We start from the raw sequence: 16,770 nt of genomic DNA, 5'->3' as shown, positions 1-16,770 counted from the left end.
GCCTCGCCGATGCTCAGTCGCAGCCCCACGCTCAGACCCGCGCGGCGGTAACCGCGGCCGAGCCCCAGGTGGTGCGCCAGCGCCGCTTCACCCCGTGGAGGCCGAACCAGGCCAGCACGCCGAGACTGGCGAACAGCCACAGGCCGAGCTGGTAGTCGCCGGTGCTTTGCTTGATCGCGCCGAGGCCGGCAGTCAGGCAGAAGCCGCCGATGCCGCCGGCCATGCCGATCAGCCCGGTCATCACGCCGATTTCCTTGTGGAAGCGCTGCGGTACCAACTGGAACACCGCGCCATTGCCGGCACCGAGACTGAGCATGGCGACCACGAACAGGCCGAGGGCGGCCATCGCGCTGGACAAGTGGAAACCGACCGCGGCGATGCAGATGGCGGCCAGGGTGTACACCATCAGCAGGCTGCGGATGCCGCCGATGCGATCGGCGAGGGCGCCACCGAGCGGGCGCATCAGGCTGCCGGCGAAGACGCAGGCGGCGGTGTAGTAGCCGGCGGTCACCGGGTTCAGGCCGTACTGGTCGTGGAAATAGCCGGGCAGGGTGCTGGCCAGGCCGAGGAAGCCGCCGAAGGTGACGCTGTAGAAGAACATGAACCACCAGCTGTCGCGGTCGCCGAGGGCTTTCAGGTAATCGCCCATGGCCTTGGGCGCCGGCCGCTGCGGGGCGTTGCGCGCGACCATGGCGAACACCAGGAGGGTCAGGACGAGCGGCAGCAGGGCGAAGCCGAACACGTTGTTCCAGCCGAACGCGGCGGCCAGGCCGGGGGCGAAGAGGGCGGCGAGCACGGTGCCGGAGTTGCCCGCGCCGGCGATGCCCATGGCCTTGCCCTGGTGTTGCGGCGGGTACCATTGCGATGCGAGCGGCAGGGCCACGGCGAAGGATGCCCCGGCGAAGCCGAGGAACAACCCCAGCAGCAGTGCCTGCGCATAGCTGTTCACGCCCAGCAGCCAGGCGGCCGCGAGGGCGGCGATGACGATGACCTGGGCGAGGATGCCGGCGCTCTTCGGCGACCAGCGATCGGCCAGCAGGCCGAGCAGGAAGCGCAGTACGGCGCCGGCGAGGATCGGCGTGGCGACCATCATCGCGCGCTGCTGGGTGCTCAGTTGCAGGTCGCCGGCAATCTGCACCCCCAGCGGGCCGAGCACGTACCAGACCATGAAGCTCAGGTCGAAATAGAGAAACGCCGCGAACAGGGTCGGCGCATGGCCGGCCTTCCAGAAGCTGTTGTTCATCGAACACCTCGTATCCAGCGGAATCGGGGCGGAACGGCCGCCCGGCGGAAGTTGCATCGCTACAAGGTGAGCGTCCGACAGCGGACCACCCACCCGCCCCGACGCTGGGGCGAAACGACGAAGACGCCACGGGCCTCTGCCGGGAAGGAGAGGCCGCGCGACGTCTTTGTCGGGGATGGGTAACCGCCGTTGGCTACCGTCAGGCAGGACGTAGCAAGCTCTTTGCCAAGTTGTCGAAAGCGCGGCGTAGAGCGGTTGCAGGGACAACCATGGCGTCGGGCGTGCACGCCGCGGTGGCAGGCGTCGGGGGCTTGCACAGGGCTGGGGCGGCGCGTCCGTGCGCCGTCGGCGGTTCAGCGATGGGCGGTGTTCAGGTGGTAGATGGTCACGCGGCTGCCTTCGCCGCTGTCGCCGGCGTTGTCGTTCACGTAGGCGCCGGCCTTGAAATAGAGCAACTGGTCGTTCCAGGCGCTGCCGAGGGTCTGGTAGTAAGCGTCCTCTTCACCGTCCTGGCTGCGTGCGCGCACCGCCAACTCGCCGCTGGAGGTGACGCGCAGGCTGTAGTTGAAACGCTCGCCCAGGCGTACCTGCTCGAGGATCGACACGTTGCGGCTATAGGAATCGTCCGGGTGGTTGCGTACCAGCGCCTCGACCCGGCCGAGGCCTTCCTCGGGCTTGTAGTAGTACTGCAGCTTCACCAGAGGTTCGCCGTCGTCGGTCTGTGGCGACTTGCTGTGGATCTGGCCGATGATCACCTTGTTCTTCGAGGGGACCTTCTCGACGCTCATGGTCACCCGCAATTCGTTGTCGGCCTGCCAGTAGTACCAGTTGTCGAGGCTGCCGTCGGCCTGGGTTTCGCGCAGTTCGGTGCGGGGATAGGTGCTGTCCTCGGTGTGCGAGCCGTCGATGGGCACCCAGAAGACCAGGCCGCCATCGTTGCCTTGCTGGAAGTACCGGCTCTGGTAGCCGTTGTTGAGTTGCTGGGTGGTGATCACCTGCGGGGTGGGTTCGGTGGGAATGGTAAGGTTCCAGGTGCTGAGATCGATCATGCTGAGCATCTCCTGACCGCTGAGTCGGCGGTGCGGTTCGGGCGGACGCCTGCGGCTCCTAGCCCTGGGCGTCCACTGCGGGCCTCCCTGGTCATGCTAGTCGAGGGTGGCGAGGGGGTAGCTCCCAGAACGGATAGGGCCGTTCCGGGCGCACGAGCATAGCCGCGCCGCTCTGCGCCGGGGGCCAGCAGGGTGGCTGGCGATATGATCGCCAGCTGCCCAGCCGGATTCAGCCGCCGAGCATGTCGTGCATGGCGATGATCTGCTCGGCGACTTGGATCAGCTTCTGCTGGCGGCTCATGGCCTGGCGCCGCATCAGCGTGTAGGCCTCCTCCTCGCCGCAATGCTTCATCTTCATCAGCAGGCCCTTGGCCAACTCGATGCGCTTGCGCTCGGCCAGCTGCGCCTCGCGCGCCTGCAGTTGAGCGCGCAGCGCCTGGTCGCTCTCGAAGCGCGCCATGGCCACGTCGAGGATCGGTTGCAGGCGGCTGGCCTGGATGCCTTCGACGATGTAGGCGCTGACCCCGGACTGGATGGCGCGGCGCATCACTCCCGGATCGTGCTCGTCGGTGAACATCACGATCGGGCGCGGCTGGTCGCGGCTGACCAGGCAGACCTGCTCCATCACGTCGCGGCCGGGAGACTCCGTGTCGATCAGGATCACGTCGGGACGCAGCGCTTCGACGCGCGCCGGCAGGTCGATGGTCAGCCCCGACTCGTCCACCACTTCGAAACCGCTCTCGAGCAGGGCGGCCCTGAGGCGTCCGACTTTCTTCGGCGTGTCGTCGATCAGCAGGATACGCAGCATGGCGGGCGCACCAGGGTCAGAGGTCGATGCCCTGGCCGGTTTCGGCCAGGGCGTGGATCGGGAAGCTGCGGGCGTAGCCGGCGGGGTCGCTGCCGTCCCAGGTGCGCCCGTCGATCAGTGTCGAGCGGCGCATGTCGGCGCCGTCCAGGCACAGGCCAAGGGCCGTCGCGGCATCGCGGTACAGCGCGGTCTGCTGGACCCTGCGGGCGATGCCCAGGTAGTCCGGGTCTTCGCGCAGCAGGCCCCAGCGGCGGAACTGGGTCATGAACCACATGCCATCCGAGAGCCAGGGCCGGTTGACTTCGCCGTCGGCGTAGAAGCGCAGCGGATGCGGGTCCTGCCAGGCGTTGCCGAGGCCGTCCTGGTAGCGGCCGAAGAAGCGCGGCTGGATCGCGCCGAGCGGAGCGTCGACATAGTCGCGGCCGCTGATCAGTTGCGCGGTGCCCAGGCGGTTCTCGGCGTTCTGTTCGATGAAGCGGCTGGCGTCGAGGACCGCCATGACCAGCGCGCGGGCGGTGTTCGGGTAGGCGTCGACGAAGGCGCGGGTAGTGCCGAGGACCTTTTCCGGGTGGTCCGGCCAGATCGCCTGGCTGGTGGCGATGGTGAAGCCCTGGCCCTGGTCCACGGCCAGGGCGCCCCAGGGGCCGCCGGCGCAGAACCCGTCGATGCGCCCGGCCTGGAGATGGCCGACCATCTGCGCCGGTGGAACCACCACACTGTGCACGTCGTGCAGCGGATGCAGACCGATGCTCGCCAGCCAGTAGTTCAGCCAGAGCGCGTGGGTACCGGTGGGAAAGGTCTGCGCCAGGGTCAGGCGTGCACCATTCTGGCGCCGATGCCGGAGCAGTGCCTCCGCACTGGTCACGCCAGCCTGCTTCAGCGGTTCGGAAAGATTGATCGCCTGGCCGTTCTGGCACAGTCCCATGAGCACCGCCATCTCGCTTGCCGCGCTGCCGCCGAGGCCGAGCTGGACGCCGTAGACCAGCCCGTACAGGCACTGCGCGGCATCCAGCTCGCCGCTGAGCAGCTTGTCGCGCAAGGTGGCCCAGGACGGTTGGCGCCTGAGATTGAGCGTGAGGCCGTAGGGCTGGGCGAAGCCCTGGGTGGCGGCCACGATCAGCGAGGCAGAATCGGTCAGCGCCATGAAACCGATGTCCAGGGCGCTCTTTTCCGGTGCGTCGGAACCGCCGGCCCAGGCCTGGCTGCGTATCGCTCTGTCTGTCATCACCACCTCGAGTGCGGGAGGGCGGCGCGGGCCGTCCCGTTTTCCAGTGCGCCGGCGCCGTCGTCGGCGCGCTTTTCCATAGCTGCCACAGCAAGCGCTATGCCAGGCGGCGCGGGGGTTTTCGCCGGGCAAGAAAAAGCCCCGCACGGGGCGGGGCTTGTTCGACGCGTCGCTGGATCAGGCCTGGACGACCGGGATCTTGGCGTTCGCAGCCGCTTCGCGGAACTCGGCGATCTGGTCGAAGCTGAGGTAGCGGTAGACGTCGGCAGCCATGCTGTCGATGTCCTTCGCGTAGGCCATGTACTCCTCCACGGTCGGCAGTTTGCCGAGGATCGAGGAGACCGCCGCCAGCTCGGCCGATGCCAGGAACACATCGGTGGCATCGCCCAGACGGTTCGGGAAGTTACGGGTCGAAGTGGAGACCACGGTGGAACCGGTCTGGACGCGAGCCTGGTTGCCCATGCACAGCGAGCAGCCCGGCATTTCCATGCGCGCGCCAGCCTTGCCGTAGATGCCGTAGTAGCCTTCCTCGGTCAGCTGGTGGGCGTCCATCTTGGTCGGCGGAGCCAGCCACAGACGGGTCGGGATGCCGCCCTTGACCTTGTCCAGCAGCTTGCCGGCTGCGCGGAAGTGACCGATGTTGGTCATGCAGGAGCCGATGAACACTTCATCGATCTTGCGGCCCTGTACGCTCGACAGCAGACGCGCGTCGTCCGGATCGTTCGGCGCGCAGAGCACCGGCTCCTTGACGTCGGCCAGGTCGATCTCGATCACCGCGGCGTACTCGGCGTCCTTGTCGGCTTCCAGCAGCTCCGGCTTGGCCAGCCAGGCTTCCATCGCCTGGGCGCGACGCTCCAGGGTGCGCGGGTCGCCGTAGCCTTCGCCGATCATCCAGCGCAGCAGGGTGATGTTGGACTTCAGGTACTCGGCGATCGCCTGTTCCGGCAGCTTGATGGTGCAGCCGGCGGCGGAACGCTCGGCCGAGGCGTCGGACAGCTCGAAGGCCTGCTCCACGGTCAGGTCGTTGAGGCCTTCGATCTCGAGGATGCGGCCGGAGAAGATGTTCTTCTTGCCTTTCTTCTCGACGGTCAGCAGGCCCTGCTGGATCGCGTAGTAAGGGATCGCATGGACCAGGTCACGCAGGGTGATGCCCGGTTGCAGCTTGCCCTTGAAGCGCACCAGCACCGACTCCGGCATGTCCAGCGGCATCACGCCGGTGGCGGCGGCGAAGGCCACCAGGCCGGAGCCGGCCGGGAACGAGATGCCGATCGGGAAGCGGGTGTGCGAGTCGCCGCCGGTACCAACGGTATCGGGCAGCAGCATGCGGTTCAGCCAGCTGTGGATGATGCCGTCGCCCGGGCGCAGCGACACGCCGCCACGGGTCATGATGAAGTCGGGCAGGGTGTGGTGGGTCTTGACGTCGATCGGCTTCGGATAGGCCGCGGTGTGGCAGAAGGACTGCATCACCAGGTCGGCGGAGAAGCCGAGGCAGGCGAGGTCCTTCAGTTCGTCGCGGGTCATCGGGCCGGTGGTGTCCTGGGAACCGACGGTGGTCATCTTCGGTTCGCAGTAGGTGCCCGGGCGCACGCCCTGGCCTTCCGGCAGACCGCAGGCGCGGCCGACCATTTTCTGCGCCAGGGTGAAGCCCTTGCCGCTATCGGCCGGTGCTTCCGGCTTGCGGAACAGGTCGGAGGCGGCCAGGCCCAGCTCGGCGCGGGCCTTCTCGGTCAGGCCCCGGCCGACGATCAGCGGGATACGGCCGCCGGCGCGGACTTCGTCGAGCAGGACCGGGGTCTTCAGCTCGAAGGTGGTGACCACTTCGCCGCTGTCGTGGCGAACGACCTTGCCTTCATAGGGGTATACGTCGATGACGTCGCCCATGGCCAGGTTGGTGCAGTCGAACTCGATCGGCAGGGCGCCGGCATCTTCCATGGTGTTGTAGAAGATCGGCGCGATCTTGGTGCCGAAGCAGAAGCCGCCGGCACGCTTGTTCGGCACGAACGGAATGTCGTCGCCGAAGAACCACAGCACCGAGTTGGTGGCGGATTTGCGCGAGGAACCGGTGCCGACCACGTCGCCGACGTAGGCGACCGGGAAGCCCTTGGCCTTGACCGCTTCGATCTGCTTCAGCGGACCGACCGAACCCGGCTGGACCGGCTCGATGCCGTCGCGGGCCATCTTCAGCATGGCCAGGGCGTGCAGCGGGATGTCCGGGCGCGACCAGGCGTCGGGGGCCGGGGAGAGGTCGTCGGTGTTGGTTTCGCCGGGGACCTTGAATACGGTGAGAGTCAGCTTTTCCGGGACTTCCGGCTTGGCCTTGAACCACTCGCCATCGGCCCAGGATTGCAGCACGGACTTGGCCGCGGCATTGCCCTTCTTGGCGCGCTCGGCGACGTCGTGGAAGGCGTCGAACATCAGCAGGGTGTGCTTCAGCTGTTCGGCGGCGGTGTTGGCCAGTTCGGCGTCGTCCAGCAGTTCGACCAGGGTGGCGATGTTGTAGCCGCCCTGCATGGTGCCCAGCAGCTCGGCGGCACGTTGCTTGTCGATAAGGGGGGAGGTGGCTTCGCCCTTGACGATGGCGGAAAGGAATCCGGCCTTGACGTAGGCGGCTTCGTCGACGCCCGGCGGTACGCGGTTGGTGATCAGGTCAAGGAGGAATTCTTCTTCGCCGGCCGGCGGGTTCTTCAGCAGCTCGACCAGGCCTGCGGTCTGTTCGGCGTTCAGCGGTTGGGGCACGACACCCTGGGCGGCACGCTCTTCTACGTGTTTGCGGTAGGCTTCAAGCACAGTATTTCCCTCATCAGTGGTCCCGGGGGACACGTATCCAGGAACCGACGCAGATCCGCTCGTCAGGCCCAGGTGGACGGTAATCCACCAACCTACGAGGGCATCGGCAGGTTCCAGACAGAAGCTGTTTTCAAAGTTTTACGCCGGCGGGCTGGGGTGGGGCTGGCGAGACGCTTGAGGGAGGCGCCGTCGCCAGCGTACCTGCCGGAAACTGTGCTCGTGACGCTTTGAAAACAGCTTCTAACGGACATTGGCGCCTAAAAAGGCGGACCAATGTTACTGGAAACTCGACGCAAAGTTAAGTCGGAAACCCCAGGAACCACAGGGTGAACTTGATTAGACAAAGGGCTAAGATGCCGCTTTGTTTTCGTTGTCCCGGCCATGTCTTCGCAAAGAATCAAAACCCCCTGCGTAGGGCTTTGCTCCACGGTATACGGCGACCTGGTATGCCGTGGCTGCAAGCGTTTCCACCATGAGGTGGTCAACTGGAACCTCTACGACGCCGAGGAAAAGCGGGCTGTCTGGAGTCGCCTTGAGCAGTTGCTGGCCCAGGTGATGGCCGCCAAGCTGGAAGTCTTCGACGCCGCGCGCCTGCGCCTGCAACTGGAGCAGCGGCAGATCCGCTTCGTTCCCGAGCAGTCTCCCTATTGCTGGGCCTACCAGTTGATCGCCCGCGGTTCCCGGCTGATCAACCAGATCGAAGCCTACGGCGTGGCACTGCTGCCGGAATTCCGCGACTGGAGCCTGCCGGACCTGCGCGATGCCATCGACCGGGAATTCTTCCTGCTGTCGGAAGCGCATTACCAGCGCTACATCGCGCCCTCGTTCCTGCAGGCGATCGACAGATAGGCGGTGTTTCCAGCGAAAAAGCCGCCCTTGGGCGGCTTTTTCGTCCGACCAGCGGTCACTCCTTGCTGGCCAGCTCCTCCAGGTGGGCGATGATGTCGTCCGGCTTCAACACCAGCACGTCGCTTTCCAGGGTATCCAGCACCACTTCCGCGGTATTGCCGATCAGCGCGCCGGACAACCCGGTGCGCGCCACGGTGCCGATCACGGTGACCACCGCGTCGAGCTTCTGCGCGGTGCGCGGGATCAGCACGTCGGCCGGACCTTCCTCGATGTGCAATTGTTCGTCGCTGAAACCGTACTCGGCCTGGAAGGTGCGGCAGGCCTCGCGATAGCGGGCCTCGATGGTTTCGCTGAGCTGGAAGGTCGGGTCGGCGGAGGAGAGCATCGGCGAGGGGTGGGCGCTGATCACGTGCAGCGTGGCCTTGGCCAGGCCGGCGATGTCGTAGGCATGGCTGATGATCCCGGCGTGCAGGGAGCGGTGCTCGCCGTCGTTGTTGCCGACGTCGACCGCGGCGAGGATTTTTCCGCCCGTCCAGGGCCGGGCGGTCTTGGTCATCAGTACCGGGCAGGGCGCGAAGCGCAGCAGTTTCCAGTCGTCCGGGGTGAGGATGGCCTTTTTCAGCGGGTTGTCGGGAAAGTGCTGCTTGATGATCAGCCCGCAGCCTTCGGCCTGTTGCTCGGCGATGATGGTCTGGTACAGGGAGTCCTTCCAGGCCTGGTTGGTCGAGACGCTGTAGCCTTCCTCGCGCAGTTCCTGGGCCAGGTCGTTGAGGGCGGCGCTGTGGTCGCGGCGCTTCTCGCAGACCAGCAGGTGCAGGTGCGACTGGGTCACGCCGGCGATCAGTTGTGCCCGTTTCAGGGCGAGACCTTCCAACTGGTCCGGTTCAATCACCACGAGGATGCTGCGAATGGCTTGCATGATCGTCTCCCTGAGTGCTTGTGGTTATCGCTGAAACAACTCTAGACGCAATCCAGCCGCTGCTCTTGATGCATATCAAACGGGTCGGCCTGCCCGACCACCGCAGCTTCCGTATAATGCTCCGCCTTTCCTGCCCCGACCAGCGTCGTGGCAGACCCTTTCCAGAATGAGTGACCTGCACCATGTTGCCCGAGATCGACCAATTCCTCGCCTGTTCCACTCCCGCCGCCTGGGTCGAGGCGGCCCTGGAGCGCCAGGACGTCATGCTGCTGGACCACAAGGCCTGCGAGATGAAGGCTGCGGCGACGGCGATGCAACTGATCGGCAAGTACTCCGGCCGCCTGGACCTGGTGAACAAGATGAGCCGCCTGGCGCGCGAGGAGCTGCGCCACTTCGAGCAGGTGCTGGCGATCCTGAAGAAACGCGGTATCCCGGTGGTCAATGTCAGCGCCTCCCGCTACGCCTCGGCGCTGCGCGACCTGGTGCGCAAGCAGGAGCCGCAGCGGCTGACCGATACGCTGGTGGTCGGCGCCTTCATCGAGGCGCGTTCCTGCGAGCGCTTCGCCGCCCTGGTGCCGCACCTGGACGCGGAGCTGGCGAAATTCTACGGCGGTTTGCTGAAGTCCGAGTCGCGGCATTTCCAGGACTACCTGAAGCTGGCCTACCAGTACGGCGACGAGGCCGACGTGGAGCGGACGATCGAGGTGGTGCGGGCCAAGGAGGCCGAGCTGATCAGCAGTCCGGACAACGAGTTCCGCTTCCACAGCGGCCTCCCGGTGGACCTGGTGGCCTGAGCCGGAAACAAGAAAGCGCCCCGCGGGGCGCTTTTTTTTGCTGCCTGGATCAGTCCTTGACCTTGAGGTCGAGAGCCAGGTCGCGGGCGGCCTTGGTCGCCAAAACGCCCATCAGCTGGCCGATCTCGTCCTGGCGGCTCGCCGCGCCGTTGGCGCCGGCGCCCATCATTACGCTGGGGACGGGGGCCTGGGCGGCGGCTTCGGCCCAGACCTTGTTGATCGCGATCAGCGCGTCGAGCTTCGGCTGCAACGCGCCGTCTGCCTTGATCACCGCTTCGCGGGCGTAGGCCTCGGCGTCGGCGGTGATCTTGGTGGCCTGGGCGGTCACCGTGGCCTTGTCGCGCAGCAGTTCGGCGGTCTGCTTCTCGATCTCGGCGCGCTGCTTCTCGCGCTCGGCGTTGATCACCGCCAATTGCTTGTCGGTTTCCGCCTGGGTGGTGCGTTCGATCTGGTCGCGCAGGGTTTCCTGGCGCTTGGCCTCGACTTCCTTCTCGCCGCGGGCGGTGACCAGCAGCTTTTCCTCTTCTTCCTTCAGGCGGTTCTGCCGCGCCACCGCCAGCTCGGCGAGCGCCTGCTGGACCTTGACCATGCGCTGCTTGTACTGCGGGTTGGGATCGACGTTGGTGATCCGCGCTTCCACCACCTCGACGCCGAACTTGCGGAACTGCTGTTGCTTGCGTACCGGGATGCCCTTGGCATCGGTGACCTTCTCGGTGACGAACTGGCTGGCGTTGTTGTCGCCGAACGCTCCCTGCTCGGTGCCGGCCTGGAGGATCGCGGTCTGGTGCGGAATGGCGCCGCGCGGCCCGCGGACTTCCTTGCGCTTGATCAGGTACAGGCCGTCGTTGAGCTGGTTCTCGAACTCGGCGGCGAATTCGCTGCGGGCTCCGGCGTAGTAGTCGTCGGCGCTCATCAGCGAAGCGGTGGCCTGGAGGGTTTCCTTGATCGCCGGCACCAGTGCGGTGCGGATGAAATTGTCCGGGTTGCGGTATTCCTGGGCCATCTTCAGGAACGGCTCGCCGCCGGGCAGGCGAAAGCGCGCGGAAGATTCGACCTTGGCGTCGACGTTGCCGAGGAACACGATCGGGAAAGCCTCGATGGTGGCGCCGAGGCCGTCGTTGTCCGGATTGGTGTCGTTATCGTCCATGACCAGCACGGACTGCACGCTGATGGCCTTCTTCCAGGTGGTGGCGCGACCGAACCACTTGGTCGCGTAGCCGACGTCATCGACGATCTTCTCGTCGCCGAAGATGGTCCTTACGTGGGTCATGAAGCCGGCTTCGTTATAGAAGAACACGCCGTTGAACAGGCCGAAGCCGAGGGCGAGCACGCCGAGGGGGGCGGCGACGAACTTGATCAGGTTTCCCTTCGAGATGATCACGATCATTCCTTGATGCGGGGTGGGGGAGCGCGATCCTGCTGAAAGGTGGCCCGCAACGTCAAGATGGACGGCGGAAAAAATGCGAATCGCATAATGTTTCGCTGAAAGGCCCGCATGGCGGGCCTGGGGTGGGTCAGAGCGGGAAGGGCGCCTGGCGATGGCCGTTGGCGTCGACCTCCAGGGCCCAGCCCTGGCGGTCCCAGTCGCCGAGCACGATGCGCCGGGCGGGCTGGCCGTCGATGTCCAGCGGGTGTTCGGCCGGCCGATGAGTGTGGCCGTGGATCAGGGTACGCACGCCATGCCTGCGCATGACCCGGGGCACCTCTTCGGGTGTGACATCGATGATGTCGACGGCTTTCATGCGGGTCTGCGCGCGGCTTTCCTTGCGCAGCTTGCGTGCCAGCTTGTGCCGGGTGGCCAGCGGCAGGTGGCGCAGTACCCAGAGCGTGAGCGGGTTGCGCAGCCAGCGGCGCAGGCGCATGTAGGCCTCGTCGCGGGTGCACAGGCTGTCCCCGTGCATCAGCAATACCGGCTCGCCGTACAGGTCGATCACGCTCGGGTCGGGCAGCAGCGTGCATCCGGCCTCGCGGCAGAACGCCTTGCCGATGAGGAAGTCGCGATTGCCGTGCATCAGGTAGATGCGCGTACCGCCGTCGGCCACCTGGCGCAGGGACTGGGCGATGGAACGCTGGAAGGCGTCCATGCCGTCGTCGCCGATCCAGGCTTCGAAGAAGTCGCCGAGGATGTACAGGGCCTCGGCCCGGCGGGCGCGCTCATCGAGGAAAGACAGAAACGCCCGGGTGATGTCCGGGCGTTCCGCTTCGAGATGCAGGTCCGAGATGAACAGGACGCTCATCGCTTCATTCTTCGACGATTTCGGCCTTCTCGATGATCACGTCCTCGGCCGGCACGTCCTGGTGGCCGCTGCGCATGGTGGTGGCCACGCCCTTGATCTTGTTGACCACGTCCATGCCCTCGACCACTTCGCCGAAGACGGCATAGCCCCAGCCCTGGGTGGTGGGGGCGGTGTGGTTGAGGAAATCGTTGTCGGCGACGTTGATGAAGAACTGCGCGCTGGCCGAATGCGGGTCCATGGTACGAGCCATGGCGATGCTGCCGACCTTGTTGGTCAGGCCGTTGTTGGCTTCGTTCTTGATCGGTGCGCGAGTGGGCTTCTGCTTCATGCCCGGCTCGAAACCGCCGCCCTGGATCATGAAGTTGTTGATCACGCGGTGGAAAACGGTGTTGTCGTAGTGGCCGCTTTTCACGTACTCCTTGAAGTTCGCCGCGGTTTCCGGGGCTTTCTCTTCATCGAGCTTCAGGGTGATGACGCCATGGTTGGTATGCAGCTTGATCATGTGGGTAATCCGCTTTGTCGTGAAAATCGAAGGCCTGTCAGGGGGTTGACAGCTTCGGCTATGATAAGCGCTTTGATTTGCCCGGCCTACCCTGGTCGGGCGAGAGCATGACCAAGGATCCCATGAGCAAGCCAGAGACCACCGCCGCCCCGAACTTCCTGCGCCAGATCGTTCAAGCCGACCTGGATGCCGGCAAGCACGCGAAGATCGTCACCCGTTTCCCCCCGGAGCCCAACGGTTACCTGCACATCGGCCACGCCAAGTCGATCTGCCTGAACTTCGGCCTGGCCCAGGAATTCGCTGGCGATTGCCATCTGCGCTTCGATGACACCAACCCGGCCAAGGAAGACCAGGAGTACATCGATGCCATCGAGGCCGACATCAAGTGGCTGGGCTTCCAGTGGTCCGGCGAGGTCTGCTATGCCTCCAACTATTTCGACCAGCTGCATGCCTGGGCCGTCGAGCTGATCAAGGCCGGCAAGGCGTTCGTCTGCGACCTCGGTCCTGAGGAAATGCGCGAATACCGCGGCACCCTCACCGAGCCGGGCCGCAACAGCCCTTACCGTGACCGTTCGGTGGAGGAGAACCTCGACCTGTTCGCCCGCATGAAGGCCGGTGAGTTCCCCGACGGCGCCCGTTCGCTGCGGGCGAAGATCGACATGGGTTCGCCGAACATGAACCTGCGCGACCCGATCCTGTACCGCATCCGCCATGCGCATCACCACCAGACCGGCGACAAGTGGTGCATCTACCCGAGCTACGACTTCACCCACGGTCAGTCGGACGCCATCGAGGGCATCACCCATTCGATCTGCACCTTGGAATTCGAAGACCATCGTCCGCTCTACGAGTGGTTCCTGGCCAACCTGCCGGTACCTGCGCAACCGCGCCAGTACGAATTCTCCCGGCTCAACCTGAACTACACCGTGACCAGCAAGCGCAAGCTCAAGCAACTGGTCGACGAAGGCCATGTCAGCGGCTGGGACGATCCGCGGATGTCGACCCTGTCCGGCTATCGCCGCCGCGGCTATACCCCGGAGTCGATCCGCAACTTCTGCGAGATGATCGGGGTGAACCGCGCCAGCGGCGTGGTCGACATCGGCATGCTCGAGTTCAGCATCCGCGACCACCTGGACGCCACCGCGCCGCGTGCCATGTGCGTGCTGAAACCGCTCAAGGTGGTGATCACCAACTACCCCGAAGGGCAGGTGGAGAACCTCGAGTTGCCGCGTCATCCGAAGGAAGACATGGGAGTGCGCGTACTGCCGTTCGGTCGCGAGCTGTTCATCGATGCCGGTGACTTCGAGGAAGTCCCGCCGGCCGGCTACAAGCGCCTGATCCCCGGTGGCGAGGTGCGTCTGCGCGGCAGCTACGTGATCCGTGCCGACGAAGCGATCAAGGATGCTGACGGCAATATCGTCGAACTGCGCTGCAGCTACGATCCGGACACCCTGGGCAAGAACCCGGAAGGCCGTAAGGTCAAGGGTGTGATCCACTGGGTGCCGGCCGAGGGCAGCGTCGAGTGCGAAGTGCGCCTGTACGATCGGCTGTTCCGCTCGGCCAATCCGGAGAAGGCGGAAGAGGGCGGCAGCTTCCTCGACAACATCAACGCCGACTCCCTGCAGGTACTGACCGGCTGTCGCGCCGAGCCGTCGCTGGGCCAGGCGAACCCGGAGGATCGCTTCCAGTTCGAGCGCGAAGGCTATTTCGTCGCCGACCTGAAGGACTCCAGGCCGGGCAAGCCGGTGTTCAACCGTACCGTCACCCTGCGTGACTCCTGGGGACAGGGCTGAGGAAAGACCGTGCTGCAGATCTACAACACGCTGAGCAAGACCAAAGAAGTCTTCACGCCGCTGGTCGGCAACCAGGTGCGCATGTATGTGTGCGGCATGACCGTGTACGACTACTGCCATCTGGGCCACGGCCGCAGCATGGTGGCGTTCGACGTGATCACCCGCTGGTTGCGCCACCGTGGCTACGACCTGACGTACGTGCGCAACATCACCGATATCGATGACAAGATCATCAATCGCGCCAACGAGAACGGCGAGCCGTTCGATGTGCTGACCGAGCGCATGATCGCGGCGATGCACGAGGACGAGGCCCGGCTGAACATCCTCAAGCCGGACCAGGAGCCGCGCGCCACCGATCACATCGCCGGCATGCACGCGATGATCCAGACCCTGATCGACAAGGGCTATGCCTACGCGCCGGGCAACGGTGACGTGTACTACCGGGTCGGCAAGTTCGCTGGCTACGGCAAGTTGTCGCGGCGGCGGGTCGAGGACCTGCGCATCGGTGCGCGGATCGAGCCGGGCGAAGCGAAGGAGGATCCGCTCGATTTCGTGCTCTGGAAGGGCGCCAAGCCGGGCGAGCCGAGCTGGTCGTCGCCCTGGGGCGAGGGGCGCCCGGGCTGGCACATCGAATGCTCGGTGATGTCCACCTGCTGCCTGGGCGATTCCTTCGACATCCATGGCGGTGGCAACGACCTGGAGTTCCCTCACCACGAGAACGAGATCGCCCAGAGCGAGGCCGCGACCGGCAAGCCCTACGCCAAGTCCTGGCTGCACTGCGGGATGATTACCATCAACGGCGAGAAGATGTCCAAGTCGCTGGGCAATTTCTTCACCATCCGCGAAGTGCTGGAGAAATATCACCCCGAAGTGGTGCGTTACCTGCTGATCGCCAGCCATTACCGCAGTCCGATCAACTACTCGGAGGAGAACCTGCGCGAGGCCAAGGCGGCCCTGGACCGTTTCTACAACGCGCTCAAGGGGCTGCCCGAGGCGGCGCCGGCGGAAGCGGCGGAGTATGTCGAGCGCTTCGCCGCGGCGATGGACGACGACTTCAATACCGCGGGTGCCTGCTCGGTGCTGTTCGAGCTGGCGCGGGAGGTCAATCGTCTGCGCGAAAGCGACCTGTCGGCGGCGGCCGCGCTGGCCGCGCGCCTGAAGCAGTTGGCTGGCCTGCTGGGGGTGCTGCAGCTGGAGCCGGAAGCCTTCCTGCAGGCGGGCGCCGAGGGCAAGGTCGATGCGGCCGAGGTCGAGGCGTTGATCCAGGCGCGCCTGGAGGCGCGGGCGGCGAAGAACTGGGCGGAGTCCGACCGGATTCGCGACCAGCTCACCGCCATGGGCGTGGTGCTGGAGGATGGCAAGGGCGGCACTACCTGGCGCCTGGCCGACTGAACCCGCAGCGATAAATGAAAAGCCCCGCGTTCGCGGGGCTTTTCATTACCGGCGACCTCAGTCGTGCAGGTGTTCGGCGGCGTGCAGGGTATTTTCCAGCAGGCAGGCGCGGGTCATCGGCCCGACGCCGCCCGGCACCGGGGTGATCCAGCTGGCGCGTTGCGCCGCCACCTCGTATTCCACGTCGCCGACCAGACGGCCGTCGGCCTGGCGGTTGATGCCGACGTCGATGACGATGGCGCCTTCCTTGATCCACTCGCCCTTGACCAGTCCCGGCTTGCCGGCAGCGACCACCACCAGGTCGGCGCGCGACACATGGTCGGCCAGGTCGCGGGTGAAGCGGTGGGTCACGGTGACGGTGCAGCCACCCAGCAGCAACTCCAGAGCCATGGGCCGGCCGACGATGTTCGAGGCGCCGACCACGACCGCGTCCATGCCGTACAGGTCGGCGCCGGTGCTGGCGAGCAGGGTCATGATGCCTTTCGGGGTGCAGGGGCGCAGCAGGGGCATGCGCTGGGCCAGGCGGCCGATGTTGTAGGGATGGAAACCGTCCACGTCCTTGTCCGGGTGGATACGCTCCAGCAGCAGGGAGGCGTCCAGGTGGGCGGGCAGGGGTAGCTGGACCAGGATGCCGTCGATGGCGGGATCGTCGTTCAGGCGGTCGATCAGGGCCAGCAGGTTGTCCTGGCTGGTTTCGGCGGGAAGATCGTAGGCCTGGGAGAGAAAGCCGACTTCCTCGCAGTCCTTGCGCTTGTGCGCCACATAGACCTGAGAGGCCGGATCGGTGCCGACCAGGATCACCGCCAGGCCGGGAACGCGCAGGCCTTGCTGGCGGCGCTCGGTCACGCGTTGGGCTATCTGCTGGCGAAGGTTGGCGGCGATCGCTTTGCCGTCGATCAGTTGTGCGGTCATGTCGGAAGGGTAACCATCGAATCGGGTGGAAAAAGGACGCGCATTTTCGCATGGACGCCGCCCGGGGCAAAGGAGGCGACCCGCGGATTTGCCGTAACTCCTTTATATAGCTGAATTTTTTTAAAAAACCCGTTGACGGCCTTTCGCCCCCTGTATAACATGCGCCCCGCTTGCCGAGCACAGCCGGACGCAGGGTAAGAGGTAATGCAAGTCGGTTGCTGACTTTGTGATTGCCAGAGCTTAAAGTTTGCGCTCAGCAT

14 protein-coding genes are annotated in these 16,770 nt (G+C 65.5%); 4 read left to right on the top strand and 10 right to left on the bottom strand.

The genetic code is table 11. The features are described from left to right. Positions 1 to 31 precede the first annotated feature (31 nt). From M6E97_RS13995 to acnB, 5 genes are all read right to left on the bottom strand, one after another. Entirely contained in the window at positions 32 to 1,243 is a 1,212-nt protein-coding gene (locus M6E97_RS13995; RefSeq protein WP_003450070.1) for an MFS transporter, read from the bottom strand. A gap of 353 nt (positions 1,244 to 1,596) precedes the next feature. Beyond that, a complete protein-coding gene (locus M6E97_RS13990) occupies positions 1,597 to 2,292 on the bottom strand; it encodes a polysaccharide lyase family 7 protein (RefSeq protein ID WP_003087865.1) in 696 nt (231 codons plus the stop codon). A 229-nt stretch (positions 2,293 to 2,521) separates the two neighbouring features. After that, a complete protein-coding gene (locus M6E97_RS13985) occupies positions 2,522 to 3,100 on the bottom strand; it encodes an ANTAR domain-containing response regulator (RefSeq protein ID WP_003087868.1) in 579 nt (192 codons plus the stop codon). A gap of 16 nt (positions 3,101 to 3,116) precedes the next feature. Further along, on the bottom strand, positions 3,117 to 4,325 hold the full coding sequence (locus M6E97_RS13980; protein ID WP_003098042.1) for a CmpA/NrtA family ABC transporter substrate-binding protein: 1,209 nt from the start codon (positions 4,323 to 4,325) through the stop codon (positions 3,117 to 3,119). A 177-nt stretch (positions 4,326 to 4,502) separates the two neighbouring features. Further along, positions 4,503 to 7,112, bottom strand: a complete 2,610-nt coding sequence (gene acnB / locus M6E97_RS13975; protein WP_034005162.1) for a bifunctional aconitate hydratase 2/2-methylisocitrate dehydratase — start codon at positions 7,110 to 7,112, stop codon at positions 4,503 to 4,505. A gap of 381 nt (positions 7,113 to 7,493) precedes the next feature. Between acnB and M6E97_RS13970 the strand changes: the two genes are divergently transcribed. Next, on the top strand, positions 7,494 to 7,961 hold the full coding sequence (locus M6E97_RS13970; RefSeq protein ID WP_003098041.1) for a DUF1289 domain-containing protein: 468 nt from the start codon (positions 7,494 to 7,496) through the stop codon (positions 7,959 to 7,961). 55 nt (positions 7,962 to 8,016) lie between these two features. On the opposite strand, the gene M6E97_RS13965 is transcribed toward M6E97_RS13970, so the two are convergent. Beyond that, a complete protein-coding gene (locus tag M6E97_RS13965; protein WP_034005160.1) occupies positions 8,017 to 8,880 on the bottom strand; it encodes a universal stress protein in 864 nt (287 codons plus the stop codon). Between the two features lie 170 nt (positions 8,881 to 9,050). On the opposite strand from M6E97_RS13965, the gene M6E97_RS13960 reads away from it, so the two are divergent. Beyond that, the gene (locus tag M6E97_RS13960; RefSeq protein ID WP_004342965.1) at positions 9,051 to 9,674 is read left to right on the top strand and encodes a tRNA isopentenyl-2-thiomethyl-A-37 hydroxylase MiaE; all 624 of its coding nucleotides are present in this window, start codon (positions 9,051 to 9,053) and stop codon (positions 9,672 to 9,674) included. A gap of 49 nt (positions 9,675 to 9,723) precedes the next feature. Here M6E97_RS13960 and M6E97_RS13955 read toward each other — a convergent pair whose 3' ends face one another. From M6E97_RS13955 to M6E97_RS13945, 3 genes are all read right to left on the bottom strand, one after another. Next, positions 9,724 to 11,055, bottom strand: a complete 1,332-nt coding sequence (locus M6E97_RS13955) for an SPFH domain-containing protein (RefSeq protein ID WP_003087885.1) — start codon at positions 11,053 to 11,055, stop codon at positions 9,724 to 9,726. 133 nt (positions 11,056 to 11,188) lie between these two features. Next, a complete protein-coding gene (lpxH, locus tag M6E97_RS13950) occupies positions 11,189 to 11,911 on the bottom strand; it encodes a UDP-2,3-diacylglucosamine diphosphatase (RefSeq protein WP_009314628.1) in 723 nt (240 codons plus the stop codon). 4 nt (positions 11,912 to 11,915) lie between these two features. Continuing rightward, positions 11,916 to 12,413: a peptidylprolyl isomerase gene (locus tag M6E97_RS13945; RefSeq protein WP_003087890.1), complete on the bottom strand. Its 498-nt coding sequence runs from the start codon at positions 12,411 to 12,413 to the stop codon at positions 11,916 to 11,918. A gap of 122 nt (positions 12,414 to 12,535) precedes the next feature. Between M6E97_RS13945 and M6E97_RS13940 the strand changes: the two genes are divergently transcribed. Continuing rightward, the gene (locus M6E97_RS13940; RefSeq protein WP_003117695.1) at positions 12,536 to 14,206 is read left to right on the top strand and encodes a glutamine--tRNA ligase/YqeY domain fusion protein; all 1,671 of its coding nucleotides are present in this window, start codon (positions 12,536 to 12,538) and stop codon (positions 14,204 to 14,206) included. 9 nt (positions 14,207 to 14,215) lie between these two features. Further along, positions 14,216 to 15,598, top strand: coding sequence for a cysteine--tRNA ligase (gene cysS, locus M6E97_RS13935; RefSeq protein WP_003113587.1), 1,383 nt, complete (start codon positions 14,216 to 14,218; stop codon positions 15,596 to 15,598). A gap of 57 nt (positions 15,599 to 15,655) precedes the next feature. On the opposite strand, the gene folD is transcribed toward cysS, so the two are convergent. After that, positions 15,656 to 16,510 (bottom strand): bifunctional methylenetetrahydrofolate dehydrogenase/methenyltetrahydrofolate cyclohydrolase FolD, encoded by an 855-nt coding sequence (gene folD / locus M6E97_RS13930; RefSeq protein ID WP_009876250.1) that lies wholly within the window; start codon positions 16,508 to 16,510, stop codon positions 15,656 to 15,658. Positions 16,511 to 16,770 lie beyond the last annotated feature (260 nt).

The sequence above is a fragment of the Pseudomonas sp. B111 genome, from assembly GCF_026428275.1.
Taxonomy (GTDB): Bacteria; Pseudomonadota; Gammaproteobacteria; order Pseudomonadales; family Pseudomonadaceae; genus Pseudomonas; species Pseudomonas aeruginosa.
This window is presented reverse-complemented; position numbering and strand designations above follow the sequence as displayed.

What these genes read in the sequence shown, in the direction of transcription:
- M6E97_RS13965 (WP_034005160.1), bottom strand. Translation starts at nt 8,880, where the DNA reads ATGCAAGCCATTCGCAGCATCCTCGTGGTGATTGAACCGGACCAGTTG.
- M6E97_RS13990 (WP_003087865.1), bottom strand. Translation starts at nt 2,292, where the DNA reads ATGATCGATCTCAGCACCTGGAACCTTACCATTCCCACCGAACCCACC.
- M6E97_RS13985 (WP_003087868.1), bottom strand. Translation starts at nt 3,100, where the DNA reads ATGCTGCGTATCCTGCTGATCGACGACACGCCGAAGAAAGTCGGACGC.
- lpxH (WP_009314628.1), bottom strand. Translation starts at nt 11,911, where the DNA reads ATGAGCGTCCTGTTCATCTCGGACCTGCATCTCGAAGCGGAACGCCCG.
- M6E97_RS13945 (WP_003087890.1), bottom strand. Translation starts at nt 12,413, where the DNA reads ATGATCAAGCTGCATACCAACCATGGCGTCATCACCCTGAAGCTCGAT.
- M6E97_RS13970 (WP_003098041.1), top strand. Translation starts at nt 7,494, where the DNA reads ATGTCTTCGCAAAGAATCAAAACCCCCTGCGTAGGGCTTTGCTCCACG.
- M6E97_RS13940 (WP_003117695.1), top strand. Translation starts at nt 12,536, where the DNA reads ATGAGCAAGCCAGAGACCACCGCCGCCCCGAACTTCCTGCGCCAGATC.
- M6E97_RS13995 (WP_003450070.1), bottom strand. Translation starts at nt 1,243, where the DNA reads ATGAACAACAGCTTCTGGAAGGCCGGCCATGCGCCGACCCTGTTCGCG.
- M6E97_RS13980 (WP_003098042.1), bottom strand. Translation starts at nt 4,325, where the DNA reads ATGACAGACAGAGCGATACGCAGCCAGGCCTGGGCCGGCGGTTCCGAC.
- folD (WP_009876250.1), bottom strand. Translation starts at nt 16,510, where the DNA reads ATGACCGCACAACTGATCGACGGCAAAGCGATCGCCGCCAACCTTCGC.